At 62.7% G+C, this 16,747-nt stretch carries 15 protein-coding genes; all 15 read right to left on the bottom strand.

Annotated features, from left to right (window positions below; translation table 11 throughout):
• Position 1: 1 nt before the first annotated feature.
• Positions 2-1,018 carry a dihydrodipicolinate synthase family protein gene (locus tag ACZ5M5_RS12885; RefSeq protein ID WP_192260682.1) on the bottom strand — a complete coding sequence of 339 codons (1,017 nt, stop codon included), beginning with the start codon at positions 1,016-1,018 and terminating at the stop codon, positions 2-4.
• Positions 1,019-1,044: 26 nt separating this feature from the next.
• Complete coding sequence (locus tag ACZ5M5_RS12880) at positions 1,045-2,055, bottom strand: ornithine cyclodeaminase family protein (RefSeq protein ID WP_464739150.1); 1,011 nt, start codon at positions 2,053-2,055, stop codon at positions 1,045-1,047.
• A 99-nt stretch (positions 2,056-2,154) separates the two neighbouring features.
• Entirely contained in the window at positions 2,155-3,105 is a 951-nt protein-coding gene (locus tag ACZ5M5_RS12875) for a LysR family transcriptional regulator (protein WP_103308143.1), read from the bottom strand.
• Entirely contained in the window at positions 3,102-3,833 is a 732-nt protein-coding gene (locus ACZ5M5_RS12870) for a FadR/GntR family transcriptional regulator (protein WP_464739359.1), read from the bottom strand. Before ACZ5M5_RS12870 ends, ACZ5M5_RS12875 begins: the two co-directional genes overlap by 4 nt.
• Positions 3,830-4,615, bottom strand: coding sequence for a cyclase family protein (locus tag ACZ5M5_RS12865; protein WP_464739149.1), 786 nt, complete (start codon positions 4,613-4,615; stop codon positions 3,830-3,832). The genes ACZ5M5_RS12870 and ACZ5M5_RS12865 overlap by 4 nt, the downstream gene beginning before the upstream one ends.
• Complete coding sequence (locus tag ACZ5M5_RS12860; RefSeq protein WP_464739148.1) at positions 4,602-5,609, bottom strand: NAD-dependent epimerase/dehydratase family protein; 1,008 nt, start codon at positions 5,607-5,609, stop codon at positions 4,602-4,604. Before ACZ5M5_RS12860 ends, ACZ5M5_RS12865 begins: the two co-directional genes overlap by 14 nt.
• Complete coding sequence (locus ACZ5M5_RS12855; RefSeq protein WP_464739147.1) at positions 5,600-6,592, bottom strand: fumarylacetoacetate hydrolase family protein; 993 nt, start codon at positions 6,590-6,592, stop codon at positions 5,600-5,602. Before ACZ5M5_RS12855 ends, ACZ5M5_RS12860 begins: the two co-directional genes overlap by 10 nt.
• Complete coding sequence (locus ACZ5M5_RS12850) at positions 6,589-7,161, bottom strand: cupin domain-containing protein (RefSeq protein WP_464739146.1); 573 nt, start codon at positions 7,159-7,161, stop codon at positions 6,589-6,591. The genes ACZ5M5_RS12855 and ACZ5M5_RS12850 overlap by 4 nt, the downstream gene beginning before the upstream one ends.
• 63 nt (positions 7,162-7,224) lie before the next feature.
• Positions 7,225-8,178, bottom strand: a complete 954-nt coding sequence (locus ACZ5M5_RS12845) for a PDR/VanB family oxidoreductase (protein ID WP_464739145.1) — start codon at positions 8,176-8,178, stop codon at positions 7,225-7,227.
• Positions 8,178-9,221: an aromatic ring-hydroxylating dioxygenase subunit alpha gene (locus ACZ5M5_RS12840; protein WP_103308138.1), complete on the bottom strand. Its 1,044-nt coding sequence runs from the start codon at positions 9,219-9,221 to the stop codon at positions 8,178-8,180. The genes ACZ5M5_RS12845 and ACZ5M5_RS12840 overlap by 1 nt, the downstream gene beginning before the upstream one ends.
• Before the next feature lie 31 nt (positions 9,222-9,252).
• Entirely contained in the window at positions 9,253-10,296 is a 1,044-nt protein-coding gene (locus tag ACZ5M5_RS12835; RefSeq protein ID WP_060742801.1) for an aromatic ring-hydroxylating dioxygenase subunit alpha, read from the bottom strand.
• Positions 10,297-10,344: 48 nt separating this feature from the next.
• Entirely contained in the window at positions 10,345-11,544 is a 1,200-nt protein-coding gene (locus ACZ5M5_RS12830) for an MFS transporter (RefSeq protein WP_103308136.1), read from the bottom strand.
• A 126-nt stretch (positions 11,545-11,670) separates the two neighbouring features.
• Positions 11,671-14,202, bottom strand: coding sequence for an efflux RND transporter permease subunit (locus tag ACZ5M5_RS12825; protein ID WP_464739144.1), 2,532 nt, complete (start codon positions 14,200-14,202; stop codon positions 11,671-11,673).
• A 4-nt stretch (positions 14,203-14,206) separates the two neighbouring features.
• Positions 14,207-15,310 carry a YCF48-related protein gene (locus ACZ5M5_RS12820; protein WP_464739143.1) on the bottom strand — a complete coding sequence of 368 codons (1,104 nt, stop codon included), beginning with the start codon at positions 15,308-15,310 and terminating at the stop codon, positions 14,207-14,209.
• 69 nt (positions 15,311-15,379) lie between these two features.
• Positions 15,380-16,744: a DUF1329 domain-containing protein gene (locus tag ACZ5M5_RS12815; protein WP_060742805.1), complete on the bottom strand. Its 1,365-nt coding sequence runs from the start codon at positions 16,742-16,744 to the stop codon at positions 15,380-15,382.
• Positions 16,745-16,747: the final 3 nt, after the last annotated feature.

Genomic DNA, 16,747 nt, shown 5'->3' with positions numbered 1-16,747 from the left:
ATCAGCACGGGTGACGTCCGATCATGAAGGCGCTGTCAGGGTCCGCAGTCACCGGCAGCCCCGCCGCAACCAACCCTTGACGCAGGGACTTCATGAGGCGATCCGGCACGCGCATCGCCGGGGCACGCAGTGGGCCACCGTTGAAGCCGGCGAGCCAATCCTGGTATTTCCACATCGTGCGGTTGAGTACCCCGGTGCCGCCGGCATAGCTTTGCGCGGCGGCGCCGTTGGCGCTGCGGGCCGGATTGACCTTCCAATACAGCTCCATCGCCTCCTCGAAGCGGCCCGTGCGGGCCAGTTCGAAAGCTTTCGGGTAGTAGTCGCTCATCCAGGCCGTGTTGCTGGTGCCGGAAAACTGCAGTTTCATCAGGCTCATCAGGGGGATCGCGTCAGCTTCGATCGGGCAACTGATCACCACCTGATCACGAAAGTGGTAGTACATTTCGCAAATACCCGCCGGCAGCGGGAACCCTTGCTCCGACTTGATGGCCGCGATGTTCGGGCAATCGGCCAACAGCCGACGAACCAACTCCAACGACATCCCTGCCGGATGCACGCGCTCAAAGCCCCAGAGCGGAATCGGGAACAGCATGACGGCGAGGTCCGTCGCGTCGCAGAACGACTTGGTGTAGTCGTAGATTTCCTGCTCGCTGGTCGGCCAGAACTGCGGCGGATAGGAGAGCAGGACGATGTCTGCACCGGCATTCTCGGCGAGCTTCACCGCCTCGATGTTCTCCGCCAGCGTGCCAAAAGCCGCATGGAAGAACAGGATCAGGTTTTTCCCCGACTCACGGGCCCAGGCCGTGAACTGAGCGTTTTCCTGGGCAGAGATCGCCAGTTCGCTGCACAGCAACGTGCTGCTGTAACCCAGTCCTGCCGCCTGTTCGATGTCGTGGCGTATGCCCCGTTCATTGAGACGCTTCAGGTCGGCGCTAAAACTCGGGATGGTGACCGCCGAGCAGCCCACCAGGTATTCCCGCGCCCAGGCACGGGCATCCGCTTTCTTGTAAGTGGCCATGGTGATTTCCTTTGAACAGTGAGGGGTTATTTCGAGACAGGGATAATGCTGGCAGGCAGCTCGATGCCGAGGCCTTGTTGCCTGGCGCGCTCGTACAGCGCTTGTGCGATGACGACATCCTGCAGCGCCGAGCCCACCGATTTGTAGAGGACGATGTCGTTGGCGTTCTGGCGAGGGTTGACACGACCCGCCACCAGGTCCGACAGCGCGACCAACTTGTCGGCGACATAAACGCCGGCACTGATCGCAGCAATGGCGTCACCCGTATCGTGAAGCACCTCTTGCGGCATATCCGCGACGATGCAGACGGCTCGCTCCATCGTGACCGGGTCAACCTCCCGTTGCTCAGGCAAGGTGGACCCCAGCGACACGACCGTAGCGCCCGGGCAAAGCCAGGCGCCTTGCAGTACCGGAGACTCGTCACGGCTGCGTGCGGCACAAATCACCACGTCACAATCCCGTACGGCCTCTTGCGCGCTGCTCACCGCTTGGATATCCAGCCCGGGCCTGAAACTTTCGGCAAACCGCTCGCGGCTCGCGGGCGTCGGACTGAAGACCCGGACATGGGCCACATCGCGCACGGACTTAAGGCAGTCCAACGCGCCACGGGCCTCAAATCCCGAGCCAATCACACCCACCCGCAGCGCGCGCTTGGGCGCCAGCAAATCGACCGCCAACGCAGCGGTTGCCGCGGTGCGCAACCCCGTCACCCGATTGCCATCGATCAAGGCGCTGAGTGCCATGGTTTGCTGGTTGAACAATGCGATCAGGTAGCTTGCGCAACGCGCCCGCATCGAGGCCGCGATCAACTTGCAGCCCATATGGCCGCCAGCCGGGGGTACAGCGGTCAAACTGCGCAGCCAGATGCCATCGCCCCGGGCCATGGAACGAGGCGGTACCATGGCATCCGATGCAGGGTGTGCGTACGCCTCGGCGAGCGCGGCAACGGCGGTGCTCCAGTCGGCGAGCGAGGCAACATCGGCGTCGCTGAGAAAAAGCGTCGGGGCAATGGCTTGGGACTCTTGGGGGTGATGCATAGCGCTAACCTCGCAATCGGGTATCAATCGGTGATTGACTGACACCCTACGAGGCCCACACCCCACCGAATACTGCTGGGGATCGAAAGCAGCTATCGCTCAAATCGATGGCATGGCCAGACTGCAGATCAGCCGGCGCACTTCACGGGAGGCACGGGTCAAGGGACGACGGGGCGACTCGACCAGCACGACAAAGCGCTCGAGAAGTGGCTCGACGATACGCGATGACATCAGCCGTTGATCCAGCGAGCCCGGTAGTACAGAAGCAATCGCATAACCGCCACCGGCCGCCACGACTTCGTACTGAAGTTGGACGGAGTCGGCTTCGACGGCTACGCACAACGCCACGCCATGCTCGGCGGCCAGATGATCGAGCCTGGCCCTCAGCAAATGCGGTCGCCCGGGCACGACCAATGGCAACCCCGATAGATTTTTCAGCGCAATATCTCGATTGCCGAACAGAGGATCGACGGCGGGCCCCACCAGATGCAGCGGTAGCCTGGCCAGCAAGTGGGCTTGCCCGATGCTGGCCTCGCTCTCGCGCAGCACCAGTGCCATATCCAGGCGACCATCGTGCAGTTGCTCTTCGAGTTGAGCGCTCGCGCCCTCGATCAGGTGCAACCTCACCCCCGGCATCTGGGCGCGCACCGCAGAAAAAAGCGTTCCCGCAAACCGACGCACCGCGGAGGGCAACATGCCTACGACCACCTCGCCCACCGGTTTGCCACGCAGGTTGCGAATGTCATCGGCAAGCCCTTCAGCGTCCGCGAGAAGGCCCGATATACACGGCAACAACTGCTCGCCAAATTCGGTCAGGACCACCCCGCGCCCCGTACGATGAAACAGGCGCTCGCCACATTGCGACTCGAGCACGGCAATATTGCGACTCACCATGGACTGCGGCATATCCAGCAGTACGGCCGCTTTGCTGAGGCTGCCAGCCGCCACGACACGTACGAACAAGGTCCAGCGAGGATCGATGATGGTGAGCGCCGTGGCAGGATGCTGCGTGGCCGTGGCTGGCACTTGGGAGTTCTGGTTATTCGTCATATCAGCAGCTCTTGGCGGGCCTGATGCAGATACTCGCGACTGTCGTGAAGGTGCAGGCGCATGGCAGCGCGCGCACATTCAGCGTCCTGATTGAAGATCGCCTGGTAAATCTGTTCGTGCTCGCTTTGCATGCGCTGTTCGTAGTGCGAAGGCTCATCGTGAAACAGACGCGCGCAATCCAGTCGGCTGCGCGGGATGATGACCACGCCCAGGTTGAGCAGTGTACTCGCGATGTAGTGGTTGCCTGTCGCCTGGGCAATGCTCAAATGGAACTGAAAATCCAACGCGGCCCGATCATTGACGCTGACCGCAGGCTGCCCGAGCTGATCGAGGAGCGCCCGCAACCCCGCCAACTGATCCGGGCTGCGTCGCAAGGCGGCGAGCCCGGCGGCTTCTACCTCAAGACCGATCCGAAACTCCATGATCGCCAGCGAATCTGTGATGATGCCGAGGGTCGCCGGGTCGATGAAGGCCCCCAGCGACAGGGTGCTACCGCGCACAAACGTCCCGATACCGTGGCGTGTCTCGACCATTCCAGCAGCCTGCAGACGCGACATGGCCTCGCGCACCACGGTTCTGCTGACCCCATGCTCAAGCATGAGGACCGATTCGGTGGGCAACTGTTCACCACCACGCAGTCGTCCCTCAAGAATGAGCCCTGACAGCAGCGCCTCGAGCCCCTGGGACAGGCTGCCGCGTTTTTTTCCACCGGCCGCCGGCACGTTCACACCTCGAAAATCGCGACGGCGCGGACAAAGCCGGCCGAAGCGTGCCTGATTTTGTAGGGGAAGCAGGACACCTGGAAACCATGGGCCGGCAGGCATTCCAGGTTGGCCAGTTTCTCCATCTGACCGTAGCCGATGTCGCGTCCGGCCTTGTGCCCTTCCCAGATGATCGAGGCGTCGCCCGTGGCGGCGAAGCGTTCGCGTGTGTACTTGAACGGCGCGTCCCAGCTCCAGGCATCGGTGCCGACCACGCGCACGCCGCGCTCGAGCATGTACAACGTAGCCTCGCGGCCGATGCCGACCCCGGCATCCAGATACCCTGGCTGACCGAACAGCGCACCGGCGCGAGTGTTGACCAGGACAATGTCCAACGGCTGCAGCACGTGGTCGATGCGCGCCAGCTCGGCTTGCACTTCGGCGGCGCTGACCACATGGCCATCCGGCAAATAACGAAAGTCCAGCTTCACGCCGGGTTGCAGGCACCATTCCAACGGCAACTCGTCGATGCCAAACGCCGGCTTGCCACCGTCCGTGGTCGAGGCGTAGTGCCAAGGGGCGTCCATATGCGTACCGCTGTGTGTCGTGATCTGCAGGCGCTCAGCCGCCCAGGATTCGTCGCCGGGCAGTTGCGCCTTGGACAGGCCGGGGAACATCGCGGCCATCTCCGGCCAGCCTTGCTGATGGTCCATGTAGTCGATTTTCGGCAGCAACGGCGGTGGGTCGGTGTAGGGGTTGTTGTCCAGGGTAACGGACAGGTCCACCAGGCGGCGTTTAGTTGATTGCATGATCAGTCACTCCAAGCGCCACCCGTCCACGCACACGACGCGCCGGGGCAGCAGCGTTCAAACTGTTTCGTATCAAGGCGGCAGCCGAGCCGTCATGGCGAAAGCCAAGGGCACGGGCCAGAGGGGTTTTCATTGCAGGAAAGTTGCCGAACAACGCTTGCAGCCCGGCATCCGGTGCGAAGCTGATCAGCGCGCGGCGTTCCTGGCCGTAGGCAGCGGCCAGGGCATCGATGACCTGGGCAATGGACAGGTGCAACAACGGCAATTGCCAGGCACGTGACTCGCCAAGTTCGGCGGCGGGCAGTTCGGCGGCCCGTAACAGGTTATCCACGCAACACCGTACGGACATCCACCAGGCCTGCGCCTGCGGCGAAACCGGGCAGCAATACGGCTGGCCTTCGGCGAAGGCGTGCAGCAGATCGCTCATGAACGCCGAACGCAGTCCATTGGGTTCACGTGGACGGGCGACAATGCCGGGCAGGCGCACGGCACGACCGTCCACCTCGCCTCGTCGGGCAAGGTCGTTGAGGGCCATTTCCACCATCGCCTTGTGCGCACCGTAGCTCAACTGCGGGCGTGGCACGGCACGCTCATCGATGCGCGCCGGCAGTTCTCCGCCGTACACCGCCACGCTGCTGGCATACACCAGCACCGGCGCACCAGGCTGCTGGCGCAACTGGTCAAGCAGCTCCAGGCTTGCCAGCAGGTTGACCTGATAGCCCAGTGAATAGTGCTGCTCGGCCGCTCCACCGGGGATGCTGACCAAGTGAAAAACCACATCGATGCCATCGGCCAGCGCGCGGCGCAGTAACGCGGCATCGGTCACACTGCCGCAATGCCGACGCAGGCGCTTATCGTCGGCAAACCCTGCCAACTCTTTATCCAGCAGTATCAACGCGCTGATCGACCGGCCTTGCAGTTCATTGGTTTGGAGCAATCGGTTCACCAGCGCCCGGCCGACAAAACCATTGGCCCCGGTAATCATCACGCGCATGGGAGGCCTCCGCGCACGACACACTGGTCTATCGCCCCGAAAACCGACTGCCCTTGCAGGTCGAAGACTTCCATGCGCACGCGGTCACCGAAGCGCATGAAGGGTGTCTGTGGCGCCCCTTGCTCGATCATCTCAACGGCACGACGTTCGGCGATGCAGGCCGCACCAACCGTGGGGTCGGCATTGGAAACCGTGCCAGAACCGATCACGCAGCCGGCCCGGAGTCGCCGGGTCATGGCCGCATGAGCGATCAACTGATGAAAGCCGAAATGCATGGCACCGCCATGGGCATGACCAAACCACTGGCCATTCCATTCGACCCTCAGCGGCAGGTGCACGCGCCCGTCGCGCCAGGCCTCGCCCAACTCGTCGGGGGTGATCGCCACTGGAGCAAAACTCGACGAGGATTTGGCCTGGATAAAACCGAAGCCGGTCTTCATTTCACGGGGGGCGAGCGCACGCAAGCTGACATCGTTGACTTGCACGATGAGCCGAATATGGTCGACAGCATCTTGCGCCGAGCAGCCCATGGGGACTTCATCGACCAACACCGCGAATTCACCTTCGAAATCGATACCGTGGCTTTCACTGGGTAGCACGATGTCGTCGTGGGCTCCCAGAAAATCATCGCCACAGCCTTGATACATCAGCGGCGTGTGTTCAACACCTTCGATCGGGTCCAGTGCGAACGCTTTCTGCATGCGCTCGCCATGACTGAGGAAAGACGAGGCGTCCAGCCACTGCCAGGCACGTGGCAAGGGTGCGGCGGCTTGCTGCGGATCAAAGGGGAAGGCACCGGTCAGCATGCCTTCGTTCAAGGCGTCATACCGCAAGCGCAAGGCCGCTTCGACGCTCGGCCAACGCTCGATGGCATCCTGCAGCGTCGCGGCAATATCGCTGGCCTCCACCGCCCAGGCCAGGTCGCGCGACACCACCAGCAGGCGACCGTCGCGGCTGGGATGCTTGAGGGTACTGAGCTTCATGACGGTTCTCCTTGCAGCTCGGGGGCGAAGCGGCCATCGAGCAGGACGAAGAGCATGCGGGCCATCTGCTCGGTGCGATTGCTCCAGGCGTGGTTGGTGCCTCGCTGCACGACGATGTCACCGCGCTTGAGATGCACTTCCTCGCCATCGAGCACCAACCACACCTCACCCTCCGTGACCACGCCGTAATCGAGCGTTTCGGTGCGGTGCATCAGCTTGTGTCTCGAATCCGCCTGTCCCGTGCCGGCATGGACCTGGCCAATTTCGGCGAAGGCGGCCAAGGCGTCCTCGGCGCTGATTTGGTTCTGCATGCTGTCGGGCGGAATATCCACCACCCGGATCACACTGCCCAGCGGTGCCGGACTCAACTGGAGCGGCTTACGAGTGGGGTCGTCGCCGTTATCCAGCACGGCCGGGCTGGCGCCACTGTTCCAGATCTCATGGAAGACCGTGCCGGGTACGGACTTGAGCGGGAAGCTATTGGGCGTCGGTCCGCTGAGCGCGACCACCGCCTGGCCCTGGGCGTCGTGCCCGGTGACCACGCGTTTGAAACCAGGAAGTTGTTGCATGTTCGACTCCTCAATCAATTGGCGAAACACGGCAGCGGGTAAAGATGGATGCATGAAAAAACCTTAAAGATCGAGCACCAGCCGGGCGCTCCTGGCACGCGAGCAACACGGCGTGAACTGGTCGTTGCGGGCCCGTTCGGCATCGGTCAAGAACATGTCGCGATGCTCCGGCTCACCTTCCAGCACGCGCGTGATGCAGGTGCCACAGATGCCCTGCTCGCAGGACAAGGGAATATCGATACCCGCCTCCAGCAGCACCTGGGCAACGCTGAGCGCGGCCGGCACGTGGAAACACTGTCCCGTGCTAGCCAGTTGCACCTCGAAGCTGCCCGCCTCACCCGTCGGGACAGCGGCGGCGCTAAAGTACTCACGGTGCAATTGCGCCTCGGCCCAGCCCTGCTCGCGCGCCGTGCCGAGCACGTGCTCCATGAAGCCAGTAGGGCCACAGACGTACAGGTGGTGGTCACTCGCCGGCGCGGACAAGACCCGAGCACTGTCCAGACGCTGAGCATCCTCACCATCGTCCACATGAACGTGCACGCAATCGGCAAACGCCGAATGGCGGATGTGCTCGATAAAGGCCATGCGCTGGGCCGAGCGACCGCAGTAGTGCAACTCGAAAGGCGCGCCGATCCGCGCCAGGCGCTCGGCCATGCAGAGGATCGGCGTGATGCCGATACCGCCCGCGAACAGCACGCTGTACTCCGCCCCATGCTCCAACGGGAACAGGTTGCGTGGCTCGCTGATCCGCAGCCGGGTGCCTTCGTGCACTTGCTCGTGCATGGCCTGCGAGCCGCCGCGAGACGCCGGGTCGAGCAACACGCCCAGCAGGTAGCGGTGGTGCTCTTGCGGGTGATTGCACAGTGAGTACTGGCGCACCAGGCCATTGGGCAGATGCACGTCGATATGCGAGCCGGCACTGAAAGCAGGCAGCGTGGAATCGTCGGCCGGGACCAGTTCGAAGCTGTAGATGCCTTCGGCTTCGCGATGCTTGCGGGTCACAACGACATCGATCATCACTGGGCACCCACTGAATGTTCAGCGGCAATCAGCCGATCGAGCACGCGCCGCGCGCGAATGGCTCCGGCATCTCCGATCAGCAAGACCGGTTTAAGGTCCCAGAAGCCCGCATCTCCCATCATCCGCTGCTGAGCCTCCAGCATTGGCAAATCTTCATCGGCAAAAGGCTGGCTGATCGCGGCCACCTGCTCATCAGCGAGTCTCTCGGCGAACTCGCCCATCGCCTTGGGAAAACAGACTGAGAACCAGTAGTGCGTCGTGGTTTCGGTCTCTGGGGTGAACAGATGGGGGATCGGCGTGGAAACGCCCTGCTCCCTGGGGCGCCCTGTCGCCACTGCACCGGAGAACAGCAACATATTCGCAGGGGCATCCCAACGCACGTCGATCCAACGATCCACCGGAGTGCCTTGGGGGATGTTCCAGGCCTTGTAGAGAAACTCAGGCATGATTTCCGCAACAGTTTGGCGATTGGACCAGACGGTGTCGCCGTCCTCCCGGACGCTCGTCAGCGCGCTCTTGACACCTTCGCCACCCAACGTAGCCGGGTGCAGAAACTCGATATGACTCAGGTCCATGATGTTGTCGGCTTCCAGCACGTAGTTGGCCTTGGCGTGCAGGTAGCGTTTGCCGACATACCAATTGTCATCGTCCATGCAACTGAAATCCGGGATCAGCGCCGCATCGGCCTGGGGCGTATCGCCCATCCAGATCCACAACAAGCTATGCCGTTCAACCAGGGGATAGGCCTTGACCTTGGCGGCCCGGGGAATAGCACCATCGCCGTGAGGGTTGTGCACGCAGGTGCCATGGCCATCAAACGTCAGGCCGTGGTACGGACACTGCACCGCATCGCCCTTGAGCACGCCCATGCCCAAGGGCGCAAAACGGTGTGGGCACCGATCGGCAATGGCTTGAGCGGTGCCTTGGGTATCACGGAAAAACACCACGGGCTCATTGAGCAGGGTTCGTTGGAACAGCGCCCCGGCCTTGACCTCGACGCCCCAGGCGGCCGCATACCAGACGTTGCGTAGAAAACTCATCGCAATTCCTCTTTTCAAAACGACAGGTGGGTCACAGGCTGGCTTGTGTCCTTGCCCGCTCGGCTTCAATCAACCGACGCAGAACACGTCGGCAACGTACGGCGCCGGCATCGACTGGCAGCAACACTGGGTTAAGGCCGAGCAGATCAACTTCGCCAATCTGGCGCTGTTGAGCCTCGACCATGGGTTTGTCTTCACCGGCGAAAATACCGATCAACATGTCCTGGACGAAGGCATTCAACTGAGCATTGTCCTGCTCGAAACTGCGTGTATTGGCAAAGAAGTAATGGGTGTTCGTCGCGTCCTGCGGTGTCATCAGGTGCAGGTTCCATGTCACGGGACCCTCTTCCCTGGGGCATCCTGGAGGCGTGGCGCCACTGCCCAGCAGCATCAGGCCGGGTGCGTGCCAGATGACTTCGGCCCAGACGTCTGCCCGGGTCGGGTCTTCAAGGTGAGCGCCGAAAGCCGGCGGGGGAACGTCATCGGGCGCCCACCAACTGATGCGCACGCGATCGTTGGGCAACTCCTCGATGGTGGCGCGCGTGCGTGACAACGCCCCGCCACCAAGCGTATCGGGGTGCAGGAAATCAACGTGGCTCAGGTCCATGATGTTGTCGGACAGCAACTCGTAGTGCGCACGGGTTGGTAAATACCCATGCCCCTTGGCGTGGGTTGGAGCCTGTTCGAGGAAGGAAAAATCAGGGATCAGCCCATCGTTGGCCTGGCTCGAATCGCCTGGCCAGACCCAGATCGCCCCATGGCGCTCGACGACCGCGAACGCGCGAACACAGGCAGCCTTGGGGACGGTGCCATCGCCATGGGGGTTGTGCGTACATTGGCCACTGCCATCGAAACGCAAGCCGTGGTACGGGCACTGCACGCTGTCGCCGACAATCTTGCCCATGTGCAGCGGGGCAAAACGGTGCGGACAACGATCGGCGAGTGCCTGGATCACACCCTGGCTATCGCGAAAGAACACGATGGGTTGCTCGACGATGGTTCTGCCAAGCATCCCACCTTGCGCCAGCTCGTCTGCCCATCCAGCGATGTACCAGGTGTCGAGCAAATAACTCATGATGTTCTCCTCATTGTTCTTATTTTGATGAAACGGCGAATGGGCAGGTCAGCGCTCAGGGTCTGCGGCAACCGCTGTGGGAAAAGCAGACCCGCTGCCCCGCAAACGAATGCAGGCCAAGGCCACTAACAGTTGAACGCCCGCGACGATTCCCAGGGCGGCCGGCAAAGCGCTGATCACCCCACCCGTGATCGCCAGCACCACCAGCGGGCTGGCGAACTCACCGGCGAAGAACATCGCCGTGAAGCCGCCGGCGGCGCGGCCACGCTGCTGGAAGTCGACCTGGGCCATGATCCAGGTGAGCAGGGTCGGCATCATCAGGCCGATGCCCAGGCCGTTGATCAGGACGGCGATCACCACCAGCCCATGACTGCCGGCCACCGCCAGCAGCCCGCCACCGATACCGGCCGCGACAAAGGCCAGGAGCATCTGCCGGTGCGCCGGGACACCACGGAACAACCGGAAACCCAGAGCGCCGACCAGTACGCCGAACTGACTGGCGCCCATGGTCATGCCGATCTGCTGCGACCCTTCGACATGCAGCAGGTTGAGCAGATAGCCCACTTGTACCGGCACGATGAACAAGCTCAAGCCAGCCAGGAATGCCAGGGCATACAACGGTGCCAGGGGACGCCAGGGGAATGCCCGGCTCATCGTCGTCGCAGTGACGACCTGCCCACGCGGCTCCCACAGCAACCAAGCCATCAGCGGCAGGAACAGCAGCCCCAACCCATACAGGGCAAACGGGGTGCGCCAGCCGTGCTCGCCGAGCACGCCACCGACGGCAATGAAAATCGCCGCCGACAACGAGGTCGCAACCATCTGCAGGGCGAACATGCGTTCACGCCGCGCACCGCTGTAGTAGTCACCCATCATCGTGGTGCAGCAGGTCATGATCGCCGCCTCGGCCACACCGATGCCGGCGCGGCTGATCACGATGACCTGCAGCGACTCCAGCCAGAGCGGCAGCACGCCACAGACGGTGTAGAGCACCATCGCACCGATCAGCAACGGTTTGCGCCCCAGTCGGTCGGCGATGATCCCGGCCACGGGGGCCAACAACGCAATCATCAACGCCGGTAGCGTCAGGGCAATGGGCACCAGCACCGCCACACCCGGCGTGTCGGCGAAGTGCTCCTGCATACGCGGCAGGATGGGCGCAAGCAGCACCGCGCCAAGTACCGGCAGACAACTGCCGAGCAAGAGCAACAAGGATTGCGGCAGCCGCGCCTGACGTTCAACGCTCATCACGCACCTCCGCTGGTTGGGTCGCGCAGAACGCCATGCCGAAGGCGCTCAGGCCGGCGATAAGGTCAAGCCATAGAGACTGCTGGAACAGATACACACGAGGCATGGGAAAGTCCTTTCTTGTTGTTATGACGCGACGGAATTAGCAGCCGCCGTGGTCGTTTGATCGTGTCCCGACGGCAGGCGCAGTGAGTGCTTCGCGCAGGCCCCCTCCTCGGCTGCGGCAGGCATCAGCGGCAGGCTCGTCGAATGGTTGGGCTTAGCCTCGGCTTGCCCCGTGCTCACCCGTTTGCTCGGCAACAGGAAGTGAGCCAGGGCCGGCAACAGAACCAGCGCGCCGACCATGTTCCAGACGAACATGAAAGCCAGCAGCACGCCCATATCGGCCTGGAACTTGATCGGCGAAAACATCCAGGTGGCCACGCCGATCGCCAGGGTCACACCGGTCAGCATCACCACCTTGCCGGTGGACAGCAGTGCCCGGTAATACGCCTGCGACAGGCTTGTGCCCTGGCGCATATGACCGAGCAGGATGCTCATCACGTACAACGCGTAGTCGACGCCGATGCCCACGCCGAGGGCGATCACCGGCAGGGTCGCGACCTTGACGCCGATGTTCAGCCAGACCATCAGCGCCTCACAGAGGATCGACGTGAGCATCAGCGGGATCACCGCGCAAATCGTGGCGCGCCAGGAGCGGAAGGTGATCAGGCACAGCAGGATCACCGCGCCGTAGATCCAGAACAGCATTTCGCGGTTGGCCTGCTTGACGACAATGTTGGTCGCTGCCTCGATCCCGGCATTGCCAGCGGCCAGGAGGAACTGGACATCGTCGGTATTGTTCGCCGCGGCGAATTGCTCGACGTGATCGACCAGGCGGCTCAGGGTTTGCGCCTTGTGGTCGGAGAGGTAGACGTACAGCGTCAGCAGGCTGCAGTCTTCGTTGTACAGGCCGCGCGGCGCGCCGGCGGTGACCATGTTGAGCATCGCCTGGTTGTTCTGCAGCTCATACCACTTCGGGCTGCCTTCGCTGAGGCCCACCAGCATGCGGCGGTTGAGCAACGCCAGGGAGTTGGTCGAATCGACACCCGGCAAGGTGCGCAACTGCCAGTCGAGGGCATCGACCTTGTTCAGGATGTCATAGCGCGAACAGGCGCTGGCGGGGGTCTTGATCATCACCGCGAACAGATCGCTGCTGGCGCCGTAATGCCGGGTGAGGAATGCATCATCCTGGTTGTAGCGCGAGTCGGCCCGCAGCTCGGGCGCACCCGCATCCAGATCCCCGACTTTCAATTGCAGGCTGACCACGAAGCCGAGCGTCGCCAGCGCCAGGCTCAGGGCGATGCACAACGCCGCCCAGCGGCGCTGAGTGAACAGATCCAGGAAACGCCAGAACCCATGGCGATGCTGGCCCGCTTGTTCGGCATGCTCGCTTTTCAGGCTCAGTCGCGCCGCGCGGCCGCTGACCCCAACGTATGAAAGCAATATGGGTAGCAAGATCAAGTTGGTGAAGATCAGCACGGCCACGCCGATACTGGCGATCATCGCCAGGTCCTGGATCACCTGGATCTTGATGATCATCAGCACCGCGAAGCCGACCGCATCGCACAGCAGCGCGGTGAGACCGGCAAGGAACAGGCGACGGAAAGTGAAGCGCGCGGCGACCACCCGGTGCATGCCGCGCCCGATGTCCTGCATGATGCCGTTCATCTTCTGTGCGCCATGGCTCATGCCAATGGCAAACACCAGGAACGGCACCAACACCGAATAGGGGTCCAGTTGATAATTCAGGAGCGGCAGCAGGCCGAGCTGCCAGACCACCGCCACCAATGAGCAGAACACCACCAGCAAGGTGCTGCGTATGCAGCGGGTGTACCAATACAGCACAACCGTGGTGATCAGGATCGCCACGGCGAAGAAGATCAGGATCTGCTGCAGGCCGGCGATCAGGTCACCGACTTTCTTGGCGAAACCGGTGATGCGAATGTCGATGCCGTCGCTCTGGTATTGGCTGCGCAACGACTCCAGTTGTTGCGACAGCTGGGTGTAGTCCAATGGCCGGCCATCGGGGGTCCGCTGCAACAGCGGTACCTGGATGATGCTCGAGGTCTGGTCGAGCGCCACCAATTGGCCGATTTCGTTGGACAGCTGCACATTGCGCCGCAATGCTGCAAGGCTCGCGGCGCCGCCATCGTAGTTATCCGGAATGACCGGCCCACCCTCCAGGCCCGCCTCGGTCACCGCCACCCAGCGCGTGGCCGGTGTCCAGAGCGATTTCATGTATGCACGGTCGACACCGGGCAGCAGGTAGATCTTGTCGCTCAACGCCTGCAGGGTCTTGAGGTAGGTGCTGTCGTAGATATCGCCCCGCTTGTTGACCACCGCTATGCGCACTGCATTACCCAGCCCGCTCAGTTCCTTTTGGTGCTCAAGGTAGTTGGCGATATAGGGCTGATGGGTGGGGATCATTTTTTCGAAACTGGCATTGAGCTCGACACGACTGGATTGCCAACCCAGCACCAGCGTGGTCGCCAGGCACAGCAGCAACACCCACAAGCGATGGTTGAACAGGGCTCGCTCGAGCACCGAACCGGAACGCGGATCGAAGTCTTCGAACGCATTCGCAGGGGACTGGGAAAAATTACCAGGGGACGTCATAACCTCACTCCGAAGCGGCAGTGGCTGGCTGCGCAAGACGCTGCAGCCCGGTGAAACCGGCAACGATCAGGCTGCCATCGGCGGCCTCGATCACACTTGAAACAGGCTTGCCCAAGGGGTTGCGCAGTGGCAGAAGCGCCGCCCCGGTCTGCTCGCTGTTGCGAAACAACGTGCCGCCCTGATTGACCAGCAGCAGCTGGCCGTCGGCCAGGCGGGTGGCGTCGTTGAAAGAGATGGGTACGGGTACCGACAGACGCTGGAAACTGGCACCAGCGTCGTGGGAGATAAAGGCATTGCCCTTGAGACCTGCGACCACCAGCGCGCCATCCGCGCGATTCTGCAAGGTGAAGAAACTGCCTTCGTAGGGGCTGTCCAACTGGCTGAACGACGCCGCGTCGTCGTCCGAGCGCGCCAGGTAACCCTGTTCGCCAGCCAGGAACCAACGTGTGCCCTGGCGACTGATGGCGTATAAGTGCAAGCCGTTCGGGTTGGCGACATGCCCCATCAGCGACTGCCAGGTGGCGCCACCATCGGTGGTCAGCAGCGCCAAACCGTAGGCACCGACGATCAACCCGCGGCGCGCATCGACGAATTCCAGCGCCAGGAACGGTTTGTCTGGACCATCGGCGACAAGACGCTCGGCATTTTGTACCCGTACCTGGGCGGCATCCAGGTCGGCAGCCGTGGCCTGGTCCGCCCTGGCGGCGTCCAGCTCCAGCTGTGCCACGCGCGCACCGTCGAGCTGCAGCGTCCAGTGTTCACCACCATCCAGCGTCGCCAGCACCACACCCGCGTGGCCGACAGCCCACCCCCTTTGCGCATCCACGAAGCGCACCGCCGTCAGGCTGACCGAAACCGGTACCGAAGCCTGATGCCAGCTTTGCCCATTGTCGTCGGAGAACAGCACCAGGCCGCGCTCGCCCACGGCCACCAGACGCGTGCCGGCACGCGCCAGGTCGATCAATACGCCATTCTGCGCAGCCGGTACCCGCATGGCCGGGGTATTGAGCGGCACGCCCACCGCAACCGGCCCGGCCAGGCACACGCTCGCGGCGAAGGGCAAATACAGGGCCAAGAGCAAAGCGGCCGCCTGACTGATTCTGTTCATAACCTACCTCGGACAAACACTCGTACCCCAAGGACACGCCGACAGGCATGCCCTTGACTCTCAGCTCAGTTAACGCACGCCGCGCCCCGCCATCGCCGCCGGCGAGAACTCCGAGGCCTTGTAGCGATCAACCGCGTGATACTGTTCCGGCAAGCCGGCGTAGAGGTTCTGGATAAACCACGCGCCGGAGGTCAGGTCATAAAAACCGGCAGACAGTTGCACCAGGCCTGGCAGGTCGGGCAATACGGAAGGCAGCGACCAGAGGGTCTTGGCCAGTTGACCGCTGGCATCCCAACGGTCACCGAGCAGGGCCTGCCAAGTGTCCTCGTCGAGGTAGTAACGGCCCTTGGGCAACTGGTGGCGCTTGCCGGCGGCCAGCGTCGACTCGACCACCCAGACGCGGTGTAGCTCCCAGCGCACGTAATCCGGGTTCAGATGATGCTTGCCTAGCAGGTCCTGCGGCTGTGCAGCGTTCTGCGCCTTGTTGGTGTTGTAGGGGACGTACATCTCCTGCTTGCCCACCAGTTTCCAGTCGAACCGATCCGTGCGACCGCCCCATACGCTCAGCTCGTCGAAGGACATGACCCCGGCGGTGGACGGCGTCGGTGTATCGCAGCAGGCGTTGGGCAGCGTGCGCACCCGACGCTGGCCGCTCAGATAGACATGGGCCTGGGATTTGTCGCCATTGATGTTCTCGCGCCCCAGGATCTGCTCGCCAGCACGAATCGCCGGGCCAAGATTGACAAAGTGCACCAGCCAGTAGTCACCCGAGTAGTTTTCAGGACCGCCCTCCTCGAAGTAGTAGGGCATTTCCTGAGTCAACAGGCCGTCGCTCGTCATCACCTGGTTGCCGTCGGCCGTCATCAGATAGTGGCGAAAATGCGCCGCGACCGAGGTACCGCGCCAGTTCAGCAGGTGGTTCCAGATGGCTTCGGTACCGTTCTGGGGAATCGGAAACGGGATCCCGCCATAGGCACCGTCGGGGATCAGGCCGGCGCTGCTGTTGACCAGTTTGGCGCGGGTCGCATTCTTGAGCGTGTTGTCATAGACCCACTGCGGCGCGGCCGCCGTGCGCCGGGTCGGATAGACGTCGATGCGATAGGTCTCCGGGAAGCGCTTGAACAACTCCTTGGTGCCGTCACTGAGCTTGTCGGCGTACTTGGCCAGGTTCTGGCTGGTGATGCTGTACAAGGGTTTGTCCGCGGCAAACGGATCACCCCGCTTACCACCCGGGACGTAGCTCGGATCGACCTTGGTGTAGCCACCGTCCCAGGCCGGGATGCTGCCATCGGCATTGCCGGCTTTCTCGGCACCGAAGGGTGTCAGGGTCTTGCCCAGCGCGGCCGCTTGTTCAGCGCTGGCGGCCAAGGTCATCGGCGCGGCGGCGGCCAGCAGGGTTAAGCACAAGGCCTTTAGAGTGAACTGAATGGTCATGCG

It is taken from the genome of Pseudomonas sp. Van50 (assembly GCF_055390755.1).
The sequence above is the reverse complement of the archived record's forward strand: the minus strand, read 5'-3'. Positions and strand labels throughout refer to the sequence as shown.